The sequence below is a fragment of the Streptomyces sp. NBC_01241 genome (assembly GCF_041435435.1).
Lineage (GTDB): Bacteria > Actinomycetota > Actinomycetes > Streptomycetales > Streptomycetaceae > Streptomyces.
Map to the genome: position 1 here is coordinate 4,147,986 of NZ_CP108494.1, position 18,723 is coordinate 4,166,708.

19 protein-coding genes and 1 pseudogene are annotated in these 18,723 nt (G+C 70.8%); 6 read left to right on the forward strand and 14 right to left on the reverse strand.

Annotated elements, in window-relative coordinates:
* Window positions 1-55: 55 nt before the first annotated feature.
* Window positions 56-2,194 (reverse strand): flotillin family protein, encoded by a 2,139-nt coding sequence (locus OG306_RS18385; protein WP_266747198.1) that lies wholly within the window; start codon window positions 2,192-2,194, stop codon window positions 56-58.
* Window positions 2,195-2,357: 163 nt separating this feature from the next.
* Window positions 2,358-3,038: a hypothetical protein gene (locus tag OG306_RS18390; protein WP_266747199.1), complete on the reverse strand. Its 681-nt coding sequence runs from the start codon at window positions 3,036-3,038 to the stop codon at window positions 2,358-2,360.
* Between the two features lie 314 nt (window positions 3,039-3,352).
* Here OG306_RS18390 and OG306_RS18395 point away from each other — a divergent pair, with 314 nt between their 5' ends.
* Entirely contained in the window at window positions 3,353-4,423 is a 1,071-nt protein-coding gene (locus OG306_RS18395) for a PucR family transcriptional regulator (protein WP_266747200.1), read from the forward strand.
* A 188-nt stretch (window positions 4,424-4,611) separates the two neighbouring features.
* Here OG306_RS18395 and OG306_RS18400 read toward each other — a convergent pair whose 3' ends face one another.
* Window positions 4,612-5,067: a tellurite resistance TerB family protein gene (locus tag OG306_RS18400; protein WP_266747201.1), complete on the reverse strand. Its 456-nt coding sequence runs from the start codon at window positions 5,065-5,067 to the stop codon at window positions 4,612-4,614.
* 164 nt (window positions 5,068-5,231) lie between these two features.
* Between OG306_RS18400 and OG306_RS18405 the strand changes: the two genes are divergently transcribed.
* Window positions 5,232-5,798 carry a BlaI/MecI/CopY family transcriptional regulator gene (locus tag OG306_RS18405; protein WP_371665509.1) on the forward strand — a complete coding sequence of 189 codons (567 nt, stop codon included), beginning with the start codon at window positions 5,232-5,234 and terminating at the stop codon, window positions 5,796-5,798.
* Window positions 5,799-5,805: 7 nt separating this feature from the next.
* Window positions 5,806-6,810 carry a M56 family metallopeptidase gene (locus OG306_RS18410; RefSeq protein ID WP_266747202.1) on the forward strand — a complete coding sequence of 335 codons (1,005 nt, stop codon included), beginning with the start codon at window positions 5,806-5,808 and terminating at the stop codon, window positions 6,808-6,810.
* Window positions 6,811-6,855: 45 nt separating this feature from the next.
* On the opposite strand, the gene OG306_RS18415 is transcribed toward OG306_RS18410, so the two are convergent.
* Both OG306_RS18415 and OG306_RS18420 read right to left on the reverse strand, forming a co-directional pair.
* Complete coding sequence (locus tag OG306_RS18415) at window positions 6,856-8,148, reverse strand: cation:proton antiporter (RefSeq protein ID WP_266747203.1); 1,293 nt, start codon at window positions 8,146-8,148, stop codon at window positions 6,856-6,858.
* A 2-nt stretch (window positions 8,149-8,150) separates the two neighbouring features.
* On the reverse strand, window positions 8,151-8,621 hold the full coding sequence (locus OG306_RS18420) for a cation:proton antiporter regulatory subunit (RefSeq protein ID WP_266747204.1): 471 nt from the start codon (window positions 8,619-8,621) through the stop codon (window positions 8,151-8,153).
* A gap of 194 nt (window positions 8,622-8,815) precedes the next feature.
* On the opposite strand from OG306_RS18420, the gene OG306_RS18425 reads away from it, so the two are divergent.
* Entirely contained in the window at window positions 8,816-9,211 is a 396-nt protein-coding gene (locus tag OG306_RS18425; protein WP_266747205.1) for a nitroreductase/quinone reductase family protein, read from the forward strand.
* Window positions 9,212-9,467: 256 nt separating this feature from the next.
* On the opposite strand, the gene OG306_RS18430 is transcribed toward OG306_RS18425, so the two are convergent.
* Together OG306_RS18430 and OG306_RS18435 are read right to left on the reverse strand one after the other, a co-directional pair.
* A complete protein-coding gene (locus OG306_RS18430; RefSeq protein ID WP_266747206.1) occupies window positions 9,468-10,928 on the reverse strand; it encodes a flotillin family protein in 1,461 nt (486 codons plus the stop codon).
* 69 nt (window positions 10,929-10,997) lie between these two features.
* Window positions 10,998-11,507, reverse strand: coding sequence for an NfeD family protein (locus OG306_RS18435; protein ID WP_266747207.1), 510 nt, complete (start codon window positions 11,505-11,507; stop codon window positions 10,998-11,000).
* 264 nt (window positions 11,508-11,771) lie between these two features.
* Here OG306_RS18435 and OG306_RS18440 point away from each other — a divergent pair, with 264 nt between their 5' ends.
* Window positions 11,772-12,044: a DUF1876 domain-containing protein gene (locus tag OG306_RS18440; protein ID WP_266747208.1), complete on the forward strand. Its 273-nt coding sequence runs from the start codon at window positions 11,772-11,774 to the stop codon at window positions 12,042-12,044.
* A 99-nt stretch (window positions 12,045-12,143) separates the two neighbouring features.
* Here the strand turns inward: OG306_RS18440 and OG306_RS18445 are convergent.
* From OG306_RS18445 to OG306_RS18475, 7 genes and pseudogenes are all read right to left on the reverse strand, one after another.
* Window positions 12,144-12,461 (reverse strand): annotated as a pseudogene (locus OG306_RS18445) (hypothetical protein); the annotation flags it as partial.
* A gap of 289 nt (window positions 12,462-12,750) precedes the next feature.
* Complete coding sequence (locus tag OG306_RS18450) at window positions 12,751-13,050, reverse strand: GNAT family N-acetyltransferase (protein WP_371665510.1); 300 nt, start codon at window positions 13,048-13,050, stop codon at window positions 12,751-12,753.
* A 65-nt stretch (window positions 13,051-13,115) separates the two neighbouring features.
* Entirely contained in the window at window positions 13,116-13,739 is a 624-nt protein-coding gene (locus OG306_RS18455; protein ID WP_371665511.1) for a hypothetical protein, read from the reverse strand.
* Complete coding sequence (locus OG306_RS18460; RefSeq protein WP_266747210.1) at window positions 13,736-15,034, reverse strand: MAB_1171c family putative transporter; 1,299 nt, start codon at window positions 15,032-15,034, stop codon at window positions 13,736-13,738. Before OG306_RS18460 ends, OG306_RS18455 begins: the two co-directional genes overlap by 4 nt.
* Before the next feature lie 39 nt (window positions 15,035-15,073).
* Window positions 15,074-15,694: a toxin gene (locus OG306_RS18465; RefSeq protein WP_266747211.1), complete on the reverse strand. Its 621-nt coding sequence runs from the start codon at window positions 15,692-15,694 to the stop codon at window positions 15,074-15,076.
* Window positions 15,695-15,700: 6 nt separating this feature from the next.
* Window positions 15,701-16,162, reverse strand: a complete 462-nt coding sequence (locus tag OG306_RS18470; RefSeq protein WP_266747212.1) for a hypothetical protein — start codon at window positions 16,160-16,162, stop codon at window positions 15,701-15,703.
* Between the two features lie 486 nt (window positions 16,163-16,648).
* Window positions 16,649-17,416, reverse strand: coding sequence for an SDR family oxidoreductase (locus tag OG306_RS18475; RefSeq protein ID WP_266747213.1), 768 nt, complete (start codon window positions 17,414-17,416; stop codon window positions 16,649-16,651).
* Between the two features lie 515 nt (window positions 17,417-17,931).
* Between OG306_RS18475 and OG306_RS18480 the strand changes: the two genes are divergently transcribed.
* Window positions 17,932-18,675: a polyprenol monophosphomannose synthase gene (locus OG306_RS18480; RefSeq protein ID WP_266747214.1), complete on the forward strand. Its 744-nt coding sequence runs from the start codon at window positions 17,932-17,934 to the stop codon at window positions 18,673-18,675.
* Window positions 18,676-18,723: the final 48 nt, after the last annotated feature.

Below are 18,723 nucleotides of genomic sequence, written 5' to 3' on the forward strand. Positions count from 1 at the left end.
CGAGCCCGTCCGGCGAGCGAGGACAAAGCGGCCACCGGACGGGCTCGGGTCGGCCCTACGCGACCGGCGACCCGTTGCGCGGGGCGGGCACGTCGGAGGCGGCCACCCCGGGCACCCCTTCCGCACCCCCCAGCGCGGACACCGGCACATCCGCCAGTCCCAACTCCCGGGCCGCGGCCAGCAGCTGCTGCACCTGCCCCGGCGCGACCCCGGTCCCCGGCGCCCGCATCATCCGCATGAGCAGCGCCGACACCGTCAGGTTCTGCACGTCGCCCGTCGACACCGATCCCAGCACCCGCGTCAGATCGTCCGTGAACGACGACGTGCCGTTCAGCCACGGCCCCACGAGCGCCTTCGCCGTGTCCGAGTTCTCGACGAACCCGTCGAAGCTCTTGCCCATCGAGATGGACGAGACGAGCCGGTCGAAGAAGACCGACTCCCCGCCGACGATGTCGATGTCGGCGTTCTCCAGCCCCGTGGCCAGCACCGTCGCCTGCGACTCGGCGACCTGCCGCTGCACGTCGAGCCCGGCCAGCCGGATCTCCTTCTCCGCGGCGAGCCGCAGCCGGTACTCCTCGTGCCCGCGCGAGGCGTCGTCCAGCGCCGCCATCGCCGCGGCCTTCTCGGTGAGCCCCGCCGCCTCGGCCTTCAGCTTCTCGCCGATCATCGCCGCGTCGGCCGTGGCCTGGGCCTGCATACCCTCCGCCGCGGCGAGCGCCTTGAGCCTGGACCCCTCCGCCTCGGCCTTGAGCCGGGCGGACGTGGCCTCGGCCTCGGCGAGACCGGTCTTCTCGATGACGTCGGCCTCCGCGTCACGCACCTGGACCTCCGCGAGGCCGGGCGCCGCGGACTCCGCCTGGATGCCCTCGGCCAGCCGCAGCTTGGCCTGTGCGTCCAGGTCCGCGGTCTTCAGCCGGGCCTCGGCGAGCGTCAGCTGCTCGGCTGCCAGGTGGGTGGCCGCCGCCTCGGCGGCCTCCGCGGCCTTGATGTCCTTGACCAGCTTCTCCTGGGCCTCCGCCTCGGCGGCGATGATGACCGACCTGCGGGTGCGCTCCGACTCCTCCACGGCCCGCAGCGTCTTGATGGACTCCTCCTGCTCCGCGACCGTACGGTCCACGGCGATCCGCTCCCGGATCACGTCGGCGACCTCGCGGCGCTCGGCCTCGACCTCCTTCGTCGCGGCGATCCGGTCGAGTTCGGTCTGCCGCTCGCGCCCGATGACCTCGATCAGCCGGTCCTTCTCGATGCGCTCGTTCTCCACGGCGATGACCCGCTCGCGGTTCTTCTGCGCGACGGCGATCTCCCGGGCCTGGTTCTCGCGCTGGATGCCGAGCTGCTCCTCGGTGCGGATGAACGCGGTCTGGGCGCCGAGCCGTTCCTCCTCCTGGACCCGGGCGGTCGCGGACTCCTCGCGGGCCCGCAGCGTCTCGACCTCGCGGCGCTGCTTGATCTCGGCCTCGGCCTGCCGGCGCTCCAGCTCCAGAATGGTCTCCCGGGCGTCGACGTTCTGCCGGGTGATCTCCTTCTGCTCGGTGCGCTGGTACTCGTTGGTGCGGACGTGCTCGATCGCGGTCAGCTCGGTGATCTTGCGAATGCCCTGCGCGTCGAGGATGTTGCCGCCGTCGAGCTGTGTCATGGGCGTCTGCTCAAGGAAGTCGATCGCCGCGTCGTCGAGGTGGTAGCCGTTCAGGTCCGTGCCGATGACCCGGATGATCCGGTCCCGGAACTCCTCACGCTTGGTGTAGAGATCGACGAAGTCCAGCTGCTTGCCGACGGTCTTGAGCGCCTCGGCGAACTTCGCGGCGAAGAATTCCTGGATCGCCACCTTGTCGCTGGCCCGCCCCGTACCGATGGACTGGGCGACCTTGATGACGTCCTCGACGGTCTTGTTGACGCGGACGAAGAAGGTGATGTGGATGTCGGCGCGGATGTTGTCCTGGCAGATCAGTCCCTCGCGCCCGGTGCGGCGGATCTCGATGGTCTTCACCGAGATGTCCATGTACTCGGCCTTGTGCAGCACCGGCAGGACGACGGCCCCGGTGAAGGTGACATCGACCTTCTTCGTCTTGGAGATGATCAGTGCCTTGCCCTGTTCCACCTTGCGGAAGAGCCGGCTGATGACGAGGAGCAGGGCGACGGCGATGAGCAGAACGACGGCTACGAGCACACCGAAGCCCAGGGTGATGGCATCCATGGCAGTCCTTGGCAGCTGATGAGAGGAAAGTGAAGAGGCGGGTGGGTCCGCCGGACGGTTTCGGCGCGGCGGTACCGGCGAGACGTTTCGGCAGGGCGGTACCGGCGCGGTGGCGGTGGCAGGAGGGCAGTCGGGCAGACGGGCAGACGGGCAGACGGGCAGGTCAGCCGGAGCGTGGTGGTCCCGGATCCAGCGCCTTGTCGTACGGCGAGACCCAGAAGAACTCGCCCTCGTCGTCGTACGCGTACAGGAGCCCGGCACTGCCCGAGGTGAGCGCGGTGAGTTCCGTACCGTCCGCGTCGTGCGCGCCCTTCGCGCCGTCCGCGCCATGCACGGCATTCGCCGAACCGAGCAGTCTGACCTGGACGATCGCGGTGGAACCGTCGGCCGCCGCGACCTCGGCCTGGCCGAAGTCGGAACTGACGGAGCCCGTACGGATGGTGCAGATCCGGCCGAGGAAGTCCTGTCGCGACGGAGGTGGCTCCTCCGGGAAGCGCCGGCGCACCAGGCGCACCAGCACGCGCGTCACGGTCCAGGAGATCAGCAGCGCCCCGGCGAGCACGGCGCAGGCGAGTCCGGCGCGGGTGAGGCCGGTGACACCGCTGCGGTGCAGCAGGACCGTACCGGTCAGACTCGTGAACCAGCCGACGACGACCATCACGGACACCGTGACGGTGACCGGCACTCCGCCGGCCCCGGCCATGCCGGTGCCGAGATCCCCGTCGAAGGAATGGTGGTCGGCCGCGCCGACCAGTACGAGGAGCCAGAAGAAGACGACCACGGCCAGCGCGGCGCCGAACAGGACGGCCGGAAAGGCGGTTCCCGCGTTCAGGAACTCCTGCATCGGTCCACCCCCTGTCTGTTCGTGCGGGCGATCTTCGTGCGGGGTTCGTTCGTGGGAGGCGATCCGGTGGTGGGTGACTCCGGTGCTGTGGCGCCGCGCATCGCGGTGCCACAGCAGCCGGATCTCCCCCGTACCCCCGTACCCCCGTATCCCCCGTGTTCCCCCGTGTGGTGCTGACCGGATCGTCTCAGTCGGGGCCGTCCGTCGCACTGCCGGAATCCGGCAATCTTTATAGGTCCTTGATGCCGGGCACCGGCACCGGCCCTTATGCGTTGAGTGGGTGTCGACGTCGTGCCAGGACTTGAGGAGTGCTCGTGCCGGAGCCGGAGATTCCCGACGAGTATGTGGAGGACTACGCCCGCATACTGGCCGATGTAGCCGCCACCGGCCGCCGGTTGACCCGGGAGGAGCTGGAGGCGCGCCGGTTGCTGGGCCGGGAGGCCGCCGAGGCCGGATTCCAGTTGCGCGCCCTGGTCGGCCTCCATCTCGCGGCGACCCGTACCGCCTGGCCGCGCACCGCCTCCACCGACGCCGCGTCCACCGACTGCGTGCTGGCCGCGGTCGAGCAGGCCGTCGACGCCTTCGCCGAGGGCTTCGAGCGGGCCCAACGGCTCACCGTGCGGCGCGAGGAGGCGGCGCGGCGCGAGTTCATCGACGATCTGCTGTACGGGCGCAGTGATCTGGGCCGGCTCGCCGAGCGGGCCACCCGGTTCGGGCTGCGGCTCTCGCGCGCCCACGCGGTCGCGGTGGCGACGGGCCCGGAGGCGTACACGGAGACGGACTCCGTGCCGCGCGTCGTCGAGGCGGCGCTCCTCGCGCGTTTCGGCGGCCGGAAGATCCTGATCACGACGAAGGACGGACGGCTGGTCTGCATCGCCCCCGCCAGCCAGCCCGATGTCCTGCGGTATTTCGCCAAGCAGGCGCACGCGGCGACGGACGGCGGCCGGGTCGCGGTCGGCCGCCCTCACCATGGCCCCGGGGGCGTGGTCCACTCCTACGACGAGGCGCTCGAAGCGCTCGACCTGGGGGACCGGATGGATCTGGACGAGCCGGTGCTGTACGCCGCAGACCTGCTCGTCTATCCGGTACTGACCCGGGACCGGCAGGCGATGGTCGATCTGGTGCGCAGTCAGCTGGGCCCGCTCCAGCAGGCCCGCGGCGGTGCCGAGCCCCTCCTGAAAACGCTCACGGTCTACTTCGACGCGGGCTGTGTGGCCGCGGAGACGGCGCGCCGGCTGTCGCTGAGCGTGCGGGCGCTGACCTACCGGCTGGAGCGGATCCAACAGCTGACCGGCGCCGATCCGTCCGACCCGATGCACCGCTACACACTGCAGACGGCGGTCATCGGCGCCCGGCTGCTGGACTGGCCGGCCAAGGAGGTGTGACAGCGGGCCTGTTCCAGGAGGCCGGGGCCCGGAAGAAGGTGGCCGGAGGTGCGCATCGGGGGGAGTAGCGCACCTCCGGCCTGCCGGGCGCGGACCGCTGGTCAGTCGGTCCGCGGTCTTCCGGCGGTACGGGGCAGGGCGGGAGGGGCCGGGGGGCCGGCCGACGGGCCGCCCTGCAGGGGAGAGACCTACAGGTCGAACTCGTGCGGCGGAAGGTCGAGCGCGAAGCACGCCTCCCGCACAACGGCCTGCTCCGACTTGTCGAAGTCGCCGTCGGCACCGCCGATCACGATACCGATCTGGATGACGGCACGGGCCTCGGCGGGCTTCTTCTTCGCCTTGCCGATCTCCTGGAGCACGCTGACCTTGCCGAAGGCGAAGTCGGCGGTGAGCTTGTTCACGTAGTCGTTGAAGCGGCGCTGCAGATCGTCCGCCGGGAAGTTCTGCAGGACCTCGTTGGAGGAGATCAGTGAGGCGACGCGCTGGCGCTCGGACGGGTCGATGGAACCGTCGGCGGCGGCGACCAGGGCGCACATGGCCATGCTCGCGTCGCGGAACGCCCCGCTCTTCAGGTCGTTCTTCTTTGCTTCCAGCTGCGACTGCATCGACGAAGCGGATTCCTTGATCCGATCCCACAGTGCCATGTCGTCTTCTCCATACGTTGCGTTGCGTTGTGTTGCCGGAATGAGAACCAACTCTACAGACGTGTAGAAGTTAGCAGGGCGGGTGCCCGCTGTGTCCCGGAAACAGCAGTAAGTAGGATGCTGCGACGCCGCGGCTGACGCGGTATCGCAGAAGGGCGGATCAGATGGACTCGGCCAGGCCCGGCCACCCACCGGACAACGAACCGCCCCACGAAGAAGTGCCCGACCCGGTACGCCCCTATGCGGCACGCACCGGCCGCGTGGGCCCGGACACCCGGCGGCTTCGCCGGCGCGGGCAGGGCGAACTGGAGTCCCAGGTCCTCGCCGTACTGCACTCGGCGAACGGCCCCGCGACCGCCGGCTGGGTGCAGGAACACCTCGACGGCGCCCTCGCGTACACCACCGTCATCACGATCCTCTCCCGCCTCTACGCGAAGAACGCCGTGACCCGGTCCCGCGAGGGCCGCTCCTACACCTGGACGTCCGCCTCCGACGAGGCCGGTCTGGCGGCCCTGCGGATGCGGCGCGTACTGGACGGCGAACGGGACCGGGACGCCGTGCTCGCCCACTTCATCTCGGCCCTCTCCCCCGGCGACGAGGAACGGCTGCGCGCGCTCCTGGCGCGGGCGGCGGCACCGGACGACCCCGGTGAGCCGGCCGGCCCGGACAGTCCGTGCGGTCCGCGCGATCCGTCCGATCCGGGTAACTCCCCCGACGCGGAAGGCCGATAGCGGTCCGATGGGTCTCTTCGTCTGTCTGCCGCTCGTGCTCCCGCTGACCGCGCTGCCGGTCGCGCGCCTCGCCGAACAGCATCTGCACCCGCGCAGCGCGACTCTGCTGCTCACCGTCGTCGGCGCGCTGCTCGCCCTGTGCAGCACACTGTGCCTGGCCCTGCTGATGGTGGTCGGCACGGCCCAGCTCCCGGGCAATCCGCTGCCGGACGGCTGGTCGGACCCCGAGGTGCGGAACGCGGTGCCGTACGAGGTGAAGGCGGGCATCGTCGCGATCGGGGTGCTGGCGGCGGTGCTCGGGGCGTGCGGATGGACGGTGTACCGCCATGTGCGGCTGCGGGTCCGGGCCGGGCGCGCCCTGTCCGGATCTCCTTCCGTCACCACCGGCGACGTCGCGGTGCTCCCGGACCCGGAGCCGTACGCCTACGCGCTGCCCGGAAATCCGGGCCGGGTCGTCATCTCGACCGCGATGACCGAGTGTCTGGACGCCCGTGAGCGCCGGGCCCTGATCGCCCACGAGCGGGCCCATCTGGCCGCCCGCCACCACCGCTACCTGCTGGCCGTCCAACTCGCGGCGCGCGCCAACCCGTTCCTTCTGCCGTTGCGTACGGCGGTGGCGTTCAGCACCGAACGGTGGGCGGACGAGGAGGCCGCGCGAGCGGTCGGCGACCGGCGGGTGGTGGCCGTCGCGGTCGGCAAGGCGGCACTCTTCTCGCACGGGGCGCCGGACGCCTCGGTCGGCTTCGCTGCCTTCGCCGCCGCCGGCCCTGCTTCCGCCGCCTCCTCCGCTCCTGCCCCGGACTCGGCTACCGCTTCGACGGCGGGCCCCGTACCGCGCCGGGTGGCGGCGCTGCTCGCCCCCGTTCCGCAGGCGCGGCTGTGGCCCCCGTCGTCCGCCCATGCCGCCCTGGCACCGCTCGTCGCAGCGGCGGGCACGACGAGCTCGGCGCTGTCGTCGCTCAACGCGACGGTGTCGCTGGTACAGATCCTGCACGCGGCGACCCCGCTGTGAGCCGTACGAAGCAGCCGGGCGCCGCCGCGCCGCCGCCGTTTCGGCTCAGTCGGCCGAGGAGGCGAACTCTTCCTGCGCGGCGGGCGCCGGAAGGCCCGCGGGAACGCTGTCGCCTTCCTTGACGCCGACTCCCTTACCGCCGGTTCCCGTACCGCTGCTTCCCGTACCGCTGCCGCCGTCCCGGCCCCGCCACGCCTGGATCCTGCCCGCGACCGGCTGGGTCCAGCGGGCGGTGAGCGGTCCGACGATGACGAGGATGAGGACGTACGCGGTGGCTATCGGCCCGATACGCGGCTCGGTCGCCACGGCCAGACCGGCGATGACGATGGAGAACTCACCGCGGGCGACGAGCGTTCCACCGGCCCGCCACCGCCCGCGCGAACCGATCCCGGCCCGCCGAGCCGCGTACCATCCGGTGCCGATCTTGGTGAGGACAGTGACGACGGCCAGCAGTGCCGCCGGGAGCAGCACCGGCGGAATCGCGGACGGATCGGTGGAGAGTCCGAAGAACACGAAGAAGACGGCGGCGAACAGATCCCGCAGCGGCGTCAGCAGTTTGCGCGCGCCCTCGGCGACCTCGCCCGAGAGCGCGATCCCGACCAGGAACGCCCCGACGGCCGCCGAGACCTGCAACTCCTGCGCCACACCGGCCACCAGCACCGTCAGCCCGAGCACCACCAGGAGCAGCATCTCCGGATTGTCGGAGGAAACGGCCCGGCTGATCAGCCGCCCGTGCCGCAGCGCCAGGTAGAGCACGAACCCGACGGTGCCGAGCGCGACCAGCAGCGCGATGCTGCCCCCGGCGAATCCCACGCCCGCGAGCATCGCAGTGAGCAACGGCAGGTACACGGCCATCGAGAGGTCCTCGATGACCAGCACACCGAGGATGACGGGCGTCTCCCGGTTTCCCAGCCGCCCCAGGTCGGTGAGCACCTTCGCGATGACCCCGGACGACGAGATCCAGGTGACCCCGGCCAGTGCGACGGCTCCCACGGGCCCCCATCCGAGCAGCAGCGCGGCCACCGCCCCCGGGGTCGCGTTGAGCACGAAGTCCACGGCACCGGAGGGGTATTGGGTCTTGAGACTGGTCACCAGTTCCGATGCGCTGTACTCCAGGCCGAGCAGGAGCAGCAGCAGAATGACGCCGATCTCGGCGCCCACGGCGGTGAATTCCTCACTGGCGCCGAGCGGCAGGAGCCCGCCTTCCCCGAAGGCGAGCCCCGCCAGCAGATAGAGCGGAATCGGCGAAAGGCCTATCCGCCCGGCGAACCGCCCGATGATGCCCAGTCCCAGAATGACGGAGCCGAGCTCCACCAGCAGTGCGGTCGTGTCGTGCACGGTCAGCCCTCCGCAATAATCTCGGAGAGCGCATCGACGCCCTCCCTCGTACCGACGACGACGAGCGTGTCCCCGATGGCCAGCCGGAAGTCCGGCCCGGGTGACGGATGCACACTGTGTGTCCGCAGCACGGCCACGATCGAGGCCCCCGACCGCGTCCGCGCCTTCGTGTCACCGAGCAGTCGCCCGCCGTACGGGGAGCGCGTCCCGAGCGGTATGTGCTCGGTGACGAGATCGATGCCCTCGGTCCGTACCGCGTCGATGGGCGCGGCGTCGATGAGGTGTGCGAGGCCGGTGGCCTCCTGCGGTGTCAGGGGTACCGACAGGCGGCACGAATCGGGATCGTCCTGGTCGTAGAAGCCGATGAACCGCCGCCCGTCGTGGTGGACGACGACGGAGATGTGCTGTCCCGACTCGGTCGTGTAGTCGTACTGCACACCGACTCCGGGCAGCGTGGTGCGGTGGGTTCCCATGGCTTCCTCCCGAGTGGTGCGACGGCATGGCGACGCACTTGGTGATCTCTTTAGTTGCGCATTACTTTATCCGGAGGGTTCCACCGGTCCCGGCACACGCGCGCGGAGCGGGGCCCACGGCTACACTCGCCCGGGCCGGACGGCGGCCGGGGCCGCCGTCCGGGCGATCGCAGCAACCGGCGGAAGGGCCGAGAATGTCGCGTAGCCGAGAGCTCAAGTTCCGGGCGGTCACGTCGTTCCAGCGGCATGTCGCCAACCCGCTCACCAGGCGGTTGCCTTCCCAGACCCTCCTGGAGACGACGGGCCGCACGTCCGGCCTCCCGCGCCGCACCCCGGTCGGTGGCCGGCGCATGGGCCAGGCGTTCTGGCTGGTCTCGGAGTACGGCGAGAAGTCGCAGTACGTCCGCAACATCCGGGCCGACCCCCGGGTCCGGGTCCGGATCAAGGGCCAGTGGTACTCGGGCACCGCCCACCTGCTCCCCGAGGACGACGCGCTCGCCCGGCTCAAGGCGCTCCCGCGTGGCAACAGCGCGGCGGTGCGGGCCCTGGGGACGAACCTGCTGACGGTACGGGTGGATCTGGCGGAGTGACGCCGGGGCGGCGACCGCCACGAGCCGGGAAGTGCGTGTATCGGGAACGTACGCGCGCCCTGGACACGCTCGTGTCCGGGACATGCTCGTATCCGGGACATGCTCGTAAGCGGACATGCTCGTAAGCGGGACGTCCTCGTATCCGGGACATGCTCGTACCCGGGACATCCTCGTAAGCGGGACGTTCGCGGGCCCCGGACATGCGCGTGCCCGGCCGGTGCGGTGCCGGCCGGGCACGAACAGGGTGTCGGCCGGATCAGTCGGTGATCTCGATCTTCCCGTCGGGGGATGCCGCCGGGGACGCTGCGGGAGACGCGACCGCACCGTTCGAGGCCGACGTCACGGCTGCGGCACCGCCCTTGAGGTTCTTCAGCAGGGCTGCCAGGTCGACTCCCGTGGTGGAGCTGAGGAGTTCCATGCCCTGGGCGACGTTGTCCGTGACCGTGCGCGCCAACTGGCTCGCGCCGTCCGTGGAGATGACGGTCATCTTGTCGATGGCGCTCAGCGGCTCGGCCGCCTTGGCGACGACCTGCGGCAGCACCTCGACCAGCATCTGGAGCACGGCCGCGTCGCCGTACTGCGCGAACGCGTCCGCCTTCTTCTGCATGGCCTCGGCCTCGGCCGCACCCTTGGCCGCGATGGCCGCGGCCTCCGCCTCGCCCTCGATGCGCACGGCGTCGGCGAGGGCCGAACGGTGCAGCTTCTCGCCCTGACCGGTCAGCCGGGAGCGCTCGGCGTCCGCCTCGGCCTCCTTGACCTGGGCGATCCGGCGGGCCTCGGCCTCCTGCTCGGCCTGGTAGCGGGCGGCGTCGGCGGGCTTGCGGACCTTGGTGTCGAGTTCGCGGTCGGTGAGCGCGGCCTGGCGCTGGGCGACCTTCTCCTGCTCCTCCAGGACTTCCTGCTGGCGGGCCGCCTCGGCGAGCGGGCCCGCCGCGTTGGCCTTGGCCGCGGCGGCTTCCGTCTCGGCCTTGATCTCGGCCTGCTTGAGGTAGAAGGTCCGCTCGGCGATGGCGATCTCCTCGGCCGCCTTGAGCCGGGCCTGCTCCGAGGCGCGCTTGGCGATCGCCTCGGCGATGTCCGCCTCCTGCTTGGCGCGGGCGGCTTCGGGGCGGCCGAGGTCTTCGAGGTAGGAGCCCTCGGTGGTGATGTCCTGGATCTGGAAGGCGTCCAGGATCAGGCCCTGCCCGGAGAGGCTGGCCTCCGCCTCCTCCGCGACCTGGCCGGCGAACGCGGCACGGTCGCGGATGATGTCCTCGACCGACATCCGGCCGACGATGGCGCGCAGCGCGCCGGAGAGCACTTCCTGGGTGAAGCCGACGATGCCGTTCTGCTGCTGGAGGAAGCGCTGGGCGGCGGCCCGGATCGCTTCCTCGCTGCCGCCGACCTTGACGATCGCGACGCCTTCGAGGTTCGACTTCACTCCGCGCAGGGTGACGGCTCCGCGGACGGCCACCGGGATGTGCCGGCTGGACAGGTCGAGGGTGAACTTCTGCTGGACGAACGGGACGACGAAGACTCCGCCGCCGACGACGACCTTCTGGCCGCTGTTGTCGATGCTGGTGCGGCCCGTCACCGGGTCGGTCGACTTCTTGCCGCGGCGTCCGGTGATGATGAACGCCTCGCTGGGCCCGGCGACCTTGTAGCGGGTGATGACGACGAGGGCGAGCAGTATCAGGAGTACGACGACTCCGATGACTGCGGTCACGACTGGGCTCATAAGGGTGTCCCCCCTGCCTCCCTGTGGGGACGGCAGCTTGTTTTCGGACGGTGTACCGGCCTGCGGTGATCAGCGCTCGACGGGGCGGACCGTGACCGAGGTGGTCGACAGCGTGGCCTCCACCCAGATCTCGGTGCCGCGTTCGACCGGCTCCGGACTCTTCGCCGACAACTTCACGGTCTGGCCCGCCAGGCGCAGCAGGACCTCGCCGTAGCCGTCGGCCGGGATCGCGGTGACGACCGACCCGGACGTGCCGACGAGATCTTCGCCGCGCGGGGTGGTGCTGGTCTGGTCCCGCATCAGCGCCCGGCTGAATTTCCAGGTCAGCCAGGCCGCGACGATCCCGGCGAGCACTCCGGCGGCGGTCGCGGCGACCGTACCGACGCCGGTGGTGCCGAGCACGATCGCGCCGCCGAAGCCGAGCATCGAGAGGAAGCCCGCGATGACGGGGAGGGAGAGAAGGCCGTCGAAGAGGCCGTCCAGTACGCCCCCGAAGAGACCTTCGAGAATGCCGTCGAAGATCAGGGACAGGGCCAGCAGAACGATTCCCGCAATGCCGAGACCGAGAAACAAGGTCACGCGATCACCCTCCCCGATCCACGAATTCCATCGAACTGGCTGGATGATCCCATATACACCAGGCAACGGACACTGCCGGGTTACGGCAATCTTTTACTCGCCTTTGATGCCGGACGGCTGTTCGGACCCAGTTGTCCACAGCCTGTGGACGGTCCGGCCCCCCGGATTCTCGCCTCCCCGGGCGGACCACGACCGCCCGGAGCCGGTCCCGTTCGTGGTGCAGGGGCGGGGGAACGGGAGCACCCTGGTAGGGAGGTGATCGTCATGATGCGTACAGCAGTCGGGTGGCATGTGGAGATGGAATTCGAGGAGGACAGTCAGCGCACCCGTGCGGCCGCACTGGTGCGGCTTCCGGACGGGGCCGAGGTGCGCGCCCACGGATATGCGAGCCGTCACCCTTCCGACAAGCAGCAGGCGAGGGTCGGCGAGGAGATCGCGGGGGCCAGAGCACTCAATGAGCTGGCGATGAAGATGCTGACGAAGGCGCACGACGAGATCGACGAGGTGTCCGGCCGGACGTCGCACCCGCTGACCTGAGCCGGGATCGCGGAGCCCCGGGCATCCACCCGCCCGGGCCGCGTGTGGGCATCACCTGCGCCACCGGTTGATCCGGGCCGTCGCCGGAGGGACGACGCGTCAGCCCAGCTCCAGGCTCGTGATGCCGAAGAGGCCGGTGTGGTCGACGTCCGGTGACGGACCCGTGTACATCCGGGCGGTCTCGAACGACGGACTGAGGCCCAGCTCTTCCGCGAGGCGCACGGCCGCCGGGTTGATGTCGGTGCCGGGCGGGACGGGGAGACCGGCGGGCGGCCGGCCCTCGTAACGCATCGTCGTCCAGGCCGGACGGAAGCCGGATCTACGGTAGTTGGGCTGCTGCGCCACCACCCCGTCCAGTCCGACGTTGCGCCCGTTCAGCCGTGCCATGCCTGCCTGCCAGAGCCGGCTGCCGTAACCGTTCCTGGGCAGTGAACATAAGTTGCACTGGCACGCCCCGAACGGTCTTGGGCGCACTGGTCCTCCGCTTTCGCGTCCTGGTCGGCGACGCATATCCCGTATGCGGTCCGTCGCAGGTGGGCGGAATTCCTGCGACCTGGCCATGTGGGTGTGGCCAGAGGCGACGGGGAGGCCCCGAACCATCACTCCGGTGATACGGGGGCCCCGACTGCTGACGCCACACCCGGCGTCCCAGATCGCGTCACACTTACGCACATCCGCCAGGCGCGCCCACGGAACGTCGCGTCGTTCACTCAATCGTGCCCATGTTCGCCAAAACGAGGTACCGGACCAGCAGTTGTGAGCTCTGCCCGCGCAGCTCGGGGCGGGTGAGGTAGAAGCCGAGGAACCCATGGCCAAAGCCGTAGCGGATCACGGAGACGCAGGAGACCGGGTCGCCGTCGAGCCGGCCGATCAGGAATCCGCGCGGGTCGGCGGCGAAGAAGGCGTGACGGTCGGTCAGCCCGGGGTTCCAGCCCTCCGCGTGGGCCCATTCGGCCAGCGTGGTGAGGCCGTCGGCGCTTGCGGTGGTGATCTCGAAATTCGGCACGGGGCACCTGTACCCGCGGGCGATCGGTTCGACGCCCGCCCCCAGGCCGGTCGCCCGCGCCCGGATCACACGAGGAGGAACGCGCCCGCCGTCGCGGCCCCCAGCGACGCACCGGCGACCGTCTGCGCCACCGAGTGGTACCCGAGCGCGACCCGCGACCAGCACACCGCGACCGTCATCGCGTACGCGAGCAGCCACCACGGCGAGTGGACCGCGGCGGACAGCGCGACGACGGCCGAGGCGACCGCGGCGTCCACCGAGATCTTCCAGACCGTGTTGACGGCCAGGAGGATCACGGTCATCGCCCAGAGGGCGAGCATCGCCACGAGGATGCCGGTGGGGGCGCGGCCCAGGACCATCACCAGCGAACCGGCGCCGATGGAGCCGAGGATGACGAAGAAGATCGGGGCCCGCTTGGTGCGGTCGACGACATGGCGGTCGCCCCAGGTGCCGCGCCCGCGCTCCCATTCGATGTAGCCGGCGGGGACGAGTCCGGCACACAGGGCGCCGAGGAATCCCCAGAGGAGACCGGTCCAGTGACCGGCGGCGGCCAGACCGATGCCGAGCATGCCGACCAGCAGGACGTTGCGGGGCTGGAATATGTCGGTGACGGTGCGCGCGGTGCCGATGCGCGGCGACACGGGGGCGTCGGCGCTCTCGGCGGTGTCGGCAGTGCCGGTGGTGGTCATGCGGTCTCCTCCAGGGAGGGCGTGGGGGGCGTCCCGGTGGCGTCGGCGGTCGCCGCGGCCCCGGCGTGTTCCAGTACGCGCAGGGCCCGGTCCTCCGTGACCGTCCGGTAGGCGGCGGCCACCCGTACCAGCCAGGCCACCTCGCCGTCCTGGTCGGTGGCGTGCTGGGTCCCGACCGTGGCGGCGGTCGTGGCGGGCGCTCCGGCGTTCCTGGCCCGCAGCGCCGCCTTGATCCAGTACGCGTCGGCGAGCGGTCCGGCCTTCTCGCGGTCGGGGGTGCCCGCCGCGGCGGCGGCCTCGGCGGCCGGGAGCAGCGTGTCGGGGACGTAGTGGCGCAGTTTCTCGACGGCGTCGGCGATGTCCGCGACCCAGCGGTCGACGCGCAGGTCCGCGGGGGTGCCGAAGCGGGTCAGTTCGCGGGCCAGCGAGGCCGGGGGGTCGAAGGGCTGGTCGGGGAAGGCCGTCATCAACTCGCGCCAGAGGCCGTGCAGTTTGGCCTGGGCCCGCCACAGCTTCGCCCGGCGCTGCCCCTTGCCGAGGGCGGGGATGGACGCGCCCACCGCGAAGAAGGCGAACAGCACCACCTGCGCGGCCTCGGTGACCTCGTCGAACCGGAGGGCGAAGGACTCGCTCGGGGTGTCGACGACGCTGACCCACAGGAACAGGGTCCGGCTGACGGTGTATCCGACCCCGATGAACATGGCGAAGGTCATCATTCCGAGGCCCACGCGCAGATGGCGCGTCCCGGCACCGGCGGTGGCCAGCGCCCACTGGTACGCGCAGACGGCCGACGCGGCACCCAGGTAGAGATAGAACACGCTCATGTACAGCGTGGCGCCCCACTGTCCCGCGTGGTCGGCGACGAAGCGGTCCGAGGGCACGGACCGGTCGACGACGGTGAAGAACAGCACCGTCAGCAGGATCAGCGTGGCGATCGACGCCTTGGCCGCGACCTGCTGGATGGCGCGGGCGAACCGTACGTGCCGCGGGACGGTCCCGGCGTCGGGGTACCGGCCGTAGATCGCGACGATGTAGCTGAGGATCGCCAGGATCGCGATCGTCGCCGTGTAGTGCTTGATCAGGACGGCGAGGTCGGTGACGGCGCTGTCGTTGAGCGCGATACGCACGGCCCGGGTCTTGGTCCACAGGGCGGCGGCGAAGCCCGCGTAGCAGCCCCACAGGGCCCGGCGGCGCTTGTCTTCTTCGTCGCCCCACAGCGCGGCCGGCATGCGCCAGAGGGCGACGGCCGTCATCAGGGCCGCTACGAGATAGCCGGCGAGGTCGAGCGGGGTCACGGCGGAATCCTCGGGGTGGGAAGTGGGGGAGCTGCGGTGTCAGGCGCGGCGGAACAGGCCGCGGCGGCGGCTGGCGACGGGGCGGGAGAGGGAGTTGGCCAGCCGCCCCACCATGTCGTCGCTCGTGACGTCCCTGGCCATCCGGGGAATGAGCGACGCGCCGAACTCTGCCATGCGTTCGTCGTGGGTGTCGTACTGCGCGCGGGCCTGTACGCTGCCGTTCCCCGCCACGATCGCGTCGGCGATCGAGGCGGCCACCGGCGGCGCGCCGGTGCCGGTGGGCCGCGGCGAGGGGTCGGTTCCCAGGACCCGGCTGATCAGCGAGGTGTCGAAGACCGGCAGCAGCCGCCGCAGCTGTTCCGGGTCGAGCGAGGTGCCGTGGTCGAACCATTCGTGGCACAGCTCGTGCAGGATGACGTGCTGGGTCTGGTACGCGGTCGGCCGGCGCCGGTAGAGCACGAAGCTGGTCCCGCCGGTCTTCAGCCGCAGACCGCAGGCGGCGTTGACGCGCGCCAGCCGGTCGGGCATCTCGTGCAGCACGATGGTGCGGCCACGGGCCGCCTCCATGTTCGCCACCAGTGCGTCGACGGAGAAGGGTGCGGGGATGGGCAGGTCGGCCAGCCCGGCCTCGCACTCCTTCCGTAGTTCGCGCAGGGACATGCAGACCTACTTCTCCGGCGCGCCGTGCGCGGCGTCGCCGCCGCCCGTGTCCTGCCGGTCTCTGGCGTCCTCCAGCAGGGAGAGCGCGAACTGCAGCAGCTCCGGCGGGAGTCCGTCCGCGTCGACGCCGCGCCCGGCCAGTCCGCTGATCTCCCCCGTACGCCGCTTGGCGAGGAACTGCAGACCGGCGACGACGTCGTCGACGACCTCCGACTCCTCCTTGAAGAACCGCCAGTCGACGCCGAAGCCCAGGCCGAGCGCCTTGAGGATGTCCTCGGACGGCTGGGTGACCTTTCCGGCCAGGATGTTGGAGAAGTAGCTGTGCGAGAGGGAGCTGCCGCGCTCCTTGACGAGATCGGCGAAGACCCGCCCCGAGATCTTCTGACCGGGGAACGTCTTCTCCACCATGTACTCGACCTTCTGCTGCAACGTCCGCAGCTCCGGCATGCGTTCCTCGCCGCTGCCCATCCGGCCCCCCACGCATCCGTCCCCGTCCGACCGGTGCCGCACGGTCCTCGATTCCGTCAACGGGGTCGTACTGTAACGAACCCAGCCACGGCGTTATCGGCGCGGGAGGCGGAATCCTGGGGCGAACCAGGAGGCGGCGCGCGAGGCCGTACGGGAGTGGGCTTGCGTAAATACTCTAAGTCACTGTTAACTCGAAAAAACATGGGCAGGGGGCCACGAGGGGAGTCCCCTGCCCACGAAGTAGGCCCGAATAAAAGGGACATGCGCCACACATTGGTGTAGCCCTTCACGACGGGGGATGCGTGAAGGGCTACCCACTCATTATGGCTGCTGGTCAGGTCGGCATCAACTGACCGCACAGTCAGTGGGACGACGGGGTTGAAGAAATCCGGAAGTTCCGGACGGGCGGAGCGCGTTCGGCGATCCGGACGGCCCCGGGCCGCCGACCGTGCGCCGGCAGTTCGGGTCCTTCCTCTCCCTCGTCCGCTACCGCCCGCCCGCGACCCGCAGCACCGCCCCCGTCACGTAGGACGCCTCGCGCGACAGCAGCCACGCGACGGCGGCCGCGATCTCCGGGGCCGCTCCCGGGCGGCGGAGCGGGATGCCGGACGCGGCCGCGGTCGCACGGCCGGGGTCGCCCGCGGTGGCGTGCATGTCGGTGTCGATCATCCCGGGGGCGACCGCGTTGACCCGGATGCCGTCGGGCCCCAGTTCCTTGGAGAGCCCGATCGTCAGGGCATCCACCGCCGCCTTCGTGGCGGCGTAGTGGACGAAGTCCCCGGGGCTGCCGAGGGTGGCCGCGGCCGAGGAGACATTGACGATCGCGCCGGAGCCGTTGGCCGTCATGTCCTTCGCGGCCCGGCGGCAGCACAGCAGACAGCCGAGGAGATTCACGTCGAGGACCCGGCGCAGCGTCTCGGTGGACGTGTCGGCGAGCCGGCCGAGCGGGCCCGTCACCCCCGCGTTGTTGACCAGTCCGGTGACGGGGCCGAGCTGTACGGCCGCGGTGTCGAAGAGCCGTTCCACATCGGCCTCCACGGCGGTGTCCACCCGCACCGTGACACAGCGCGCCCCCGCGGCCCGCACCGCCGCCGCGGTCCGCTCGGCGGCCTCGGCGTCGTGCACGAAGCCCAGGGCGAGGTCGTGGCCTTCGGACGCCAGCCGGACACAGGTGGCGGCGCCGATGCCGCGACTGCCGCCGGTGACGACGGTGACGGGGCGCGATGGCGAGGGAGCGGTGTTGCCGACTGCCACGGGAGGAACCTCTCGCTCTCGGGTCGGGTGTGCACGTCGCATCGTACGGAGAACGCCTGCCGTTGGAGTGGCACCCGGCGGACCACGGGCGTGGTGTGCGACGGGGCGGTGCGTCCGAGCCTAGGGTCGGCGGCTGACGGACCGCTGCCGGCGTGGAACGGGTTGAATCGCCCGGGACCGGTGGCGGTTCCTCCCCAACGGCGTTCCCCTGCCACCGCCTCGCATCGCGGCGGCAGGGGACGCCGACCGACTCCCCCGTCGGACAGACCCTGGGTCCGCCACCCGTACGGCCCGGGTCCGGGGGGCGTGCACGGCGTTCGTGGTGTGGCTGTTCGCCCGCGGTGTCTGTCGGCCCCGGGCCCGGACGGGCCCCGGAAGCGGCGCCCCTGCCGCGCCCTCACCGCACTGACGGATGCCGGAGGAGAAGTGTGACGAGAGGCCCGGGCGGCGGATGCTAGGCTCGCGCGATCCTGCGCGAAGAACGACGCAAAAGCACCTTAAGCGGACATGGGGGAATGGCCGTGGAGAAGACCTCACCGAAGACCGTGGTGGTCGTGCCCACCTACAACGAGCGGACGAACCTGCCTGTCCTCGTGGACCTTCTGATGGATCTGGGCCTGCCCGGCCTGCACATTCTCGTGGTGGACGACAATTCGCCGGACGGTACGGGCGAGGTCGCGGACGAGCTCGTGGCCCGCACCGCCGGGGTGGTCGGCGTGCTGCACCGCAAGGAGAAGGACGGGCTGGGGCGCGCCTACGTGGCGGGGATGACGCGTGCGCTCGCCGAGGGCGCGGACGTGGTGGTCCAGATGGACGCCGACCTCTCCCACCCGGCGTCCAGGCTCCCGGTCATGATCGAGACGCTGTTCGCCGAGGACGCCGCCGTGGTGATCGGCTCCCGCTACGTCGCGGGCGGTTCCCTCGCCACGGAGTGGCCCTGGCACCGCAAGGCGCTCTCCGCCTGGGCGAATTTCTATGTGAACGCGATCCTGCGGCTGGGGGTGAAGGACGCCACGGCGGGCTTCAAGGCCTGGCGGGCGTCGACGCTGAAGACGATCGATGTGCCCTCGGTCCGCAGCAACGGCTATTCCTTCCAGGTGGAGATGAACTACCGCACGGTCCAACGCCACTTGAGAATCGTCGAGGTACCGATCCGCTTCGAGGAGCGGGTCGAGGGCGAGTCGAAGCTCGGCCTGGGCGTGCAGATCGAGTCCGCCATCGCCCCGTGGAAGCTGCTCTTCGGCAGGAACAGCCGCTGAACGAACGAGAGTTATCCCCGTTCCTCAGTCGGTGCCCGGCGTCACATG

What these genes read in the sequence shown, in the direction of transcription:
- OG306_RS18385 (WP_266747198.1), bottom strand. Translation starts at nt 2,194, where the DNA reads ATGGATGCCATCACCCTGGGCTTCGGTGTGCTCGTAGCCGTCGTTCTG.
- OG306_RS18390 (WP_266747199.1), bottom strand. Translation starts at nt 3,038, where the DNA reads ATGCAGGAGTTCCTGAACGCGGGAACCGCCTTTCCGGCCGTCCTGTTC.
- OG306_RS18400 (WP_266747201.1), bottom strand. Translation starts at nt 5,067, where the DNA reads ATGGCACTGTGGGATCGGATCAAGGAATCCGCTTCGTCGATGCAGTCG.
- OG306_RS18405 (WP_371665509.1), top strand. Translation starts at nt 5,232, where the DNA reads ATGGACTCGGCCAGGCCCGGCCACCCACCGGACAACGAACCGCCCCAC.
- OG306_RS18410 (WP_266747202.1), top strand. Translation starts at nt 5,806, where the DNA reads ATGGGTCTCTTCGTCTGTCTGCCGCTCGTGCTCCCGCTGACCGCGCTG.
- OG306_RS18420 (WP_266747204.1), bottom strand. Translation starts at nt 8,621, where the DNA reads ATGGGAACCCACCGCACCACGCTGCCCGGAGTCGGTGTGCAGTACGAC.
- OG306_RS18425 (WP_266747205.1), top strand. Translation starts at nt 8,816, where the DNA reads ATGTCGCGTAGCCGAGAGCTCAAGTTCCGGGCGGTCACGTCGTTCCAG.
- OG306_RS18430 (WP_266747206.1), bottom strand. Translation starts at nt 10,928, where the DNA reads ATGAGCCCAGTCGTGACCGCAGTCATCGGAGTCGTCGTACTCCTGATA.
- OG306_RS18440 (WP_266747208.1), top strand. Translation starts at nt 11,772, where the DNA reads ATGATGCGTACAGCAGTCGGGTGGCATGTGGAGATGGAATTCGAGGAG.
- OG306_RS18455 (WP_371665511.1), bottom strand. Translation starts at nt 13,739, where the DNA reads ATGACCACCACCGGCACTGCCGACACCGCCGAGAGCGCCGACGCCCCC.
- OG306_RS18465 (WP_266747211.1), bottom strand. Translation starts at nt 15,694, where the DNA reads ATGTCCCTGCGCGAACTACGGAAGGAGTGCGAGGCCGGGCTGGCCGAC.
- OG306_RS18470 (WP_266747212.1), bottom strand. Translation starts at nt 16,162, where the DNA reads ATGGGCAGCGGCGAGGAACGCATGCCGGAGCTGCGGACGTTGCAGCAG.
- OG306_RS18480 (WP_266747214.1), top strand. Translation starts at nt 17,932, where the DNA reads ATGGCCGTGGAGAAGACCTCACCGAAGACCGTGGTGGTCGTGCCCACC.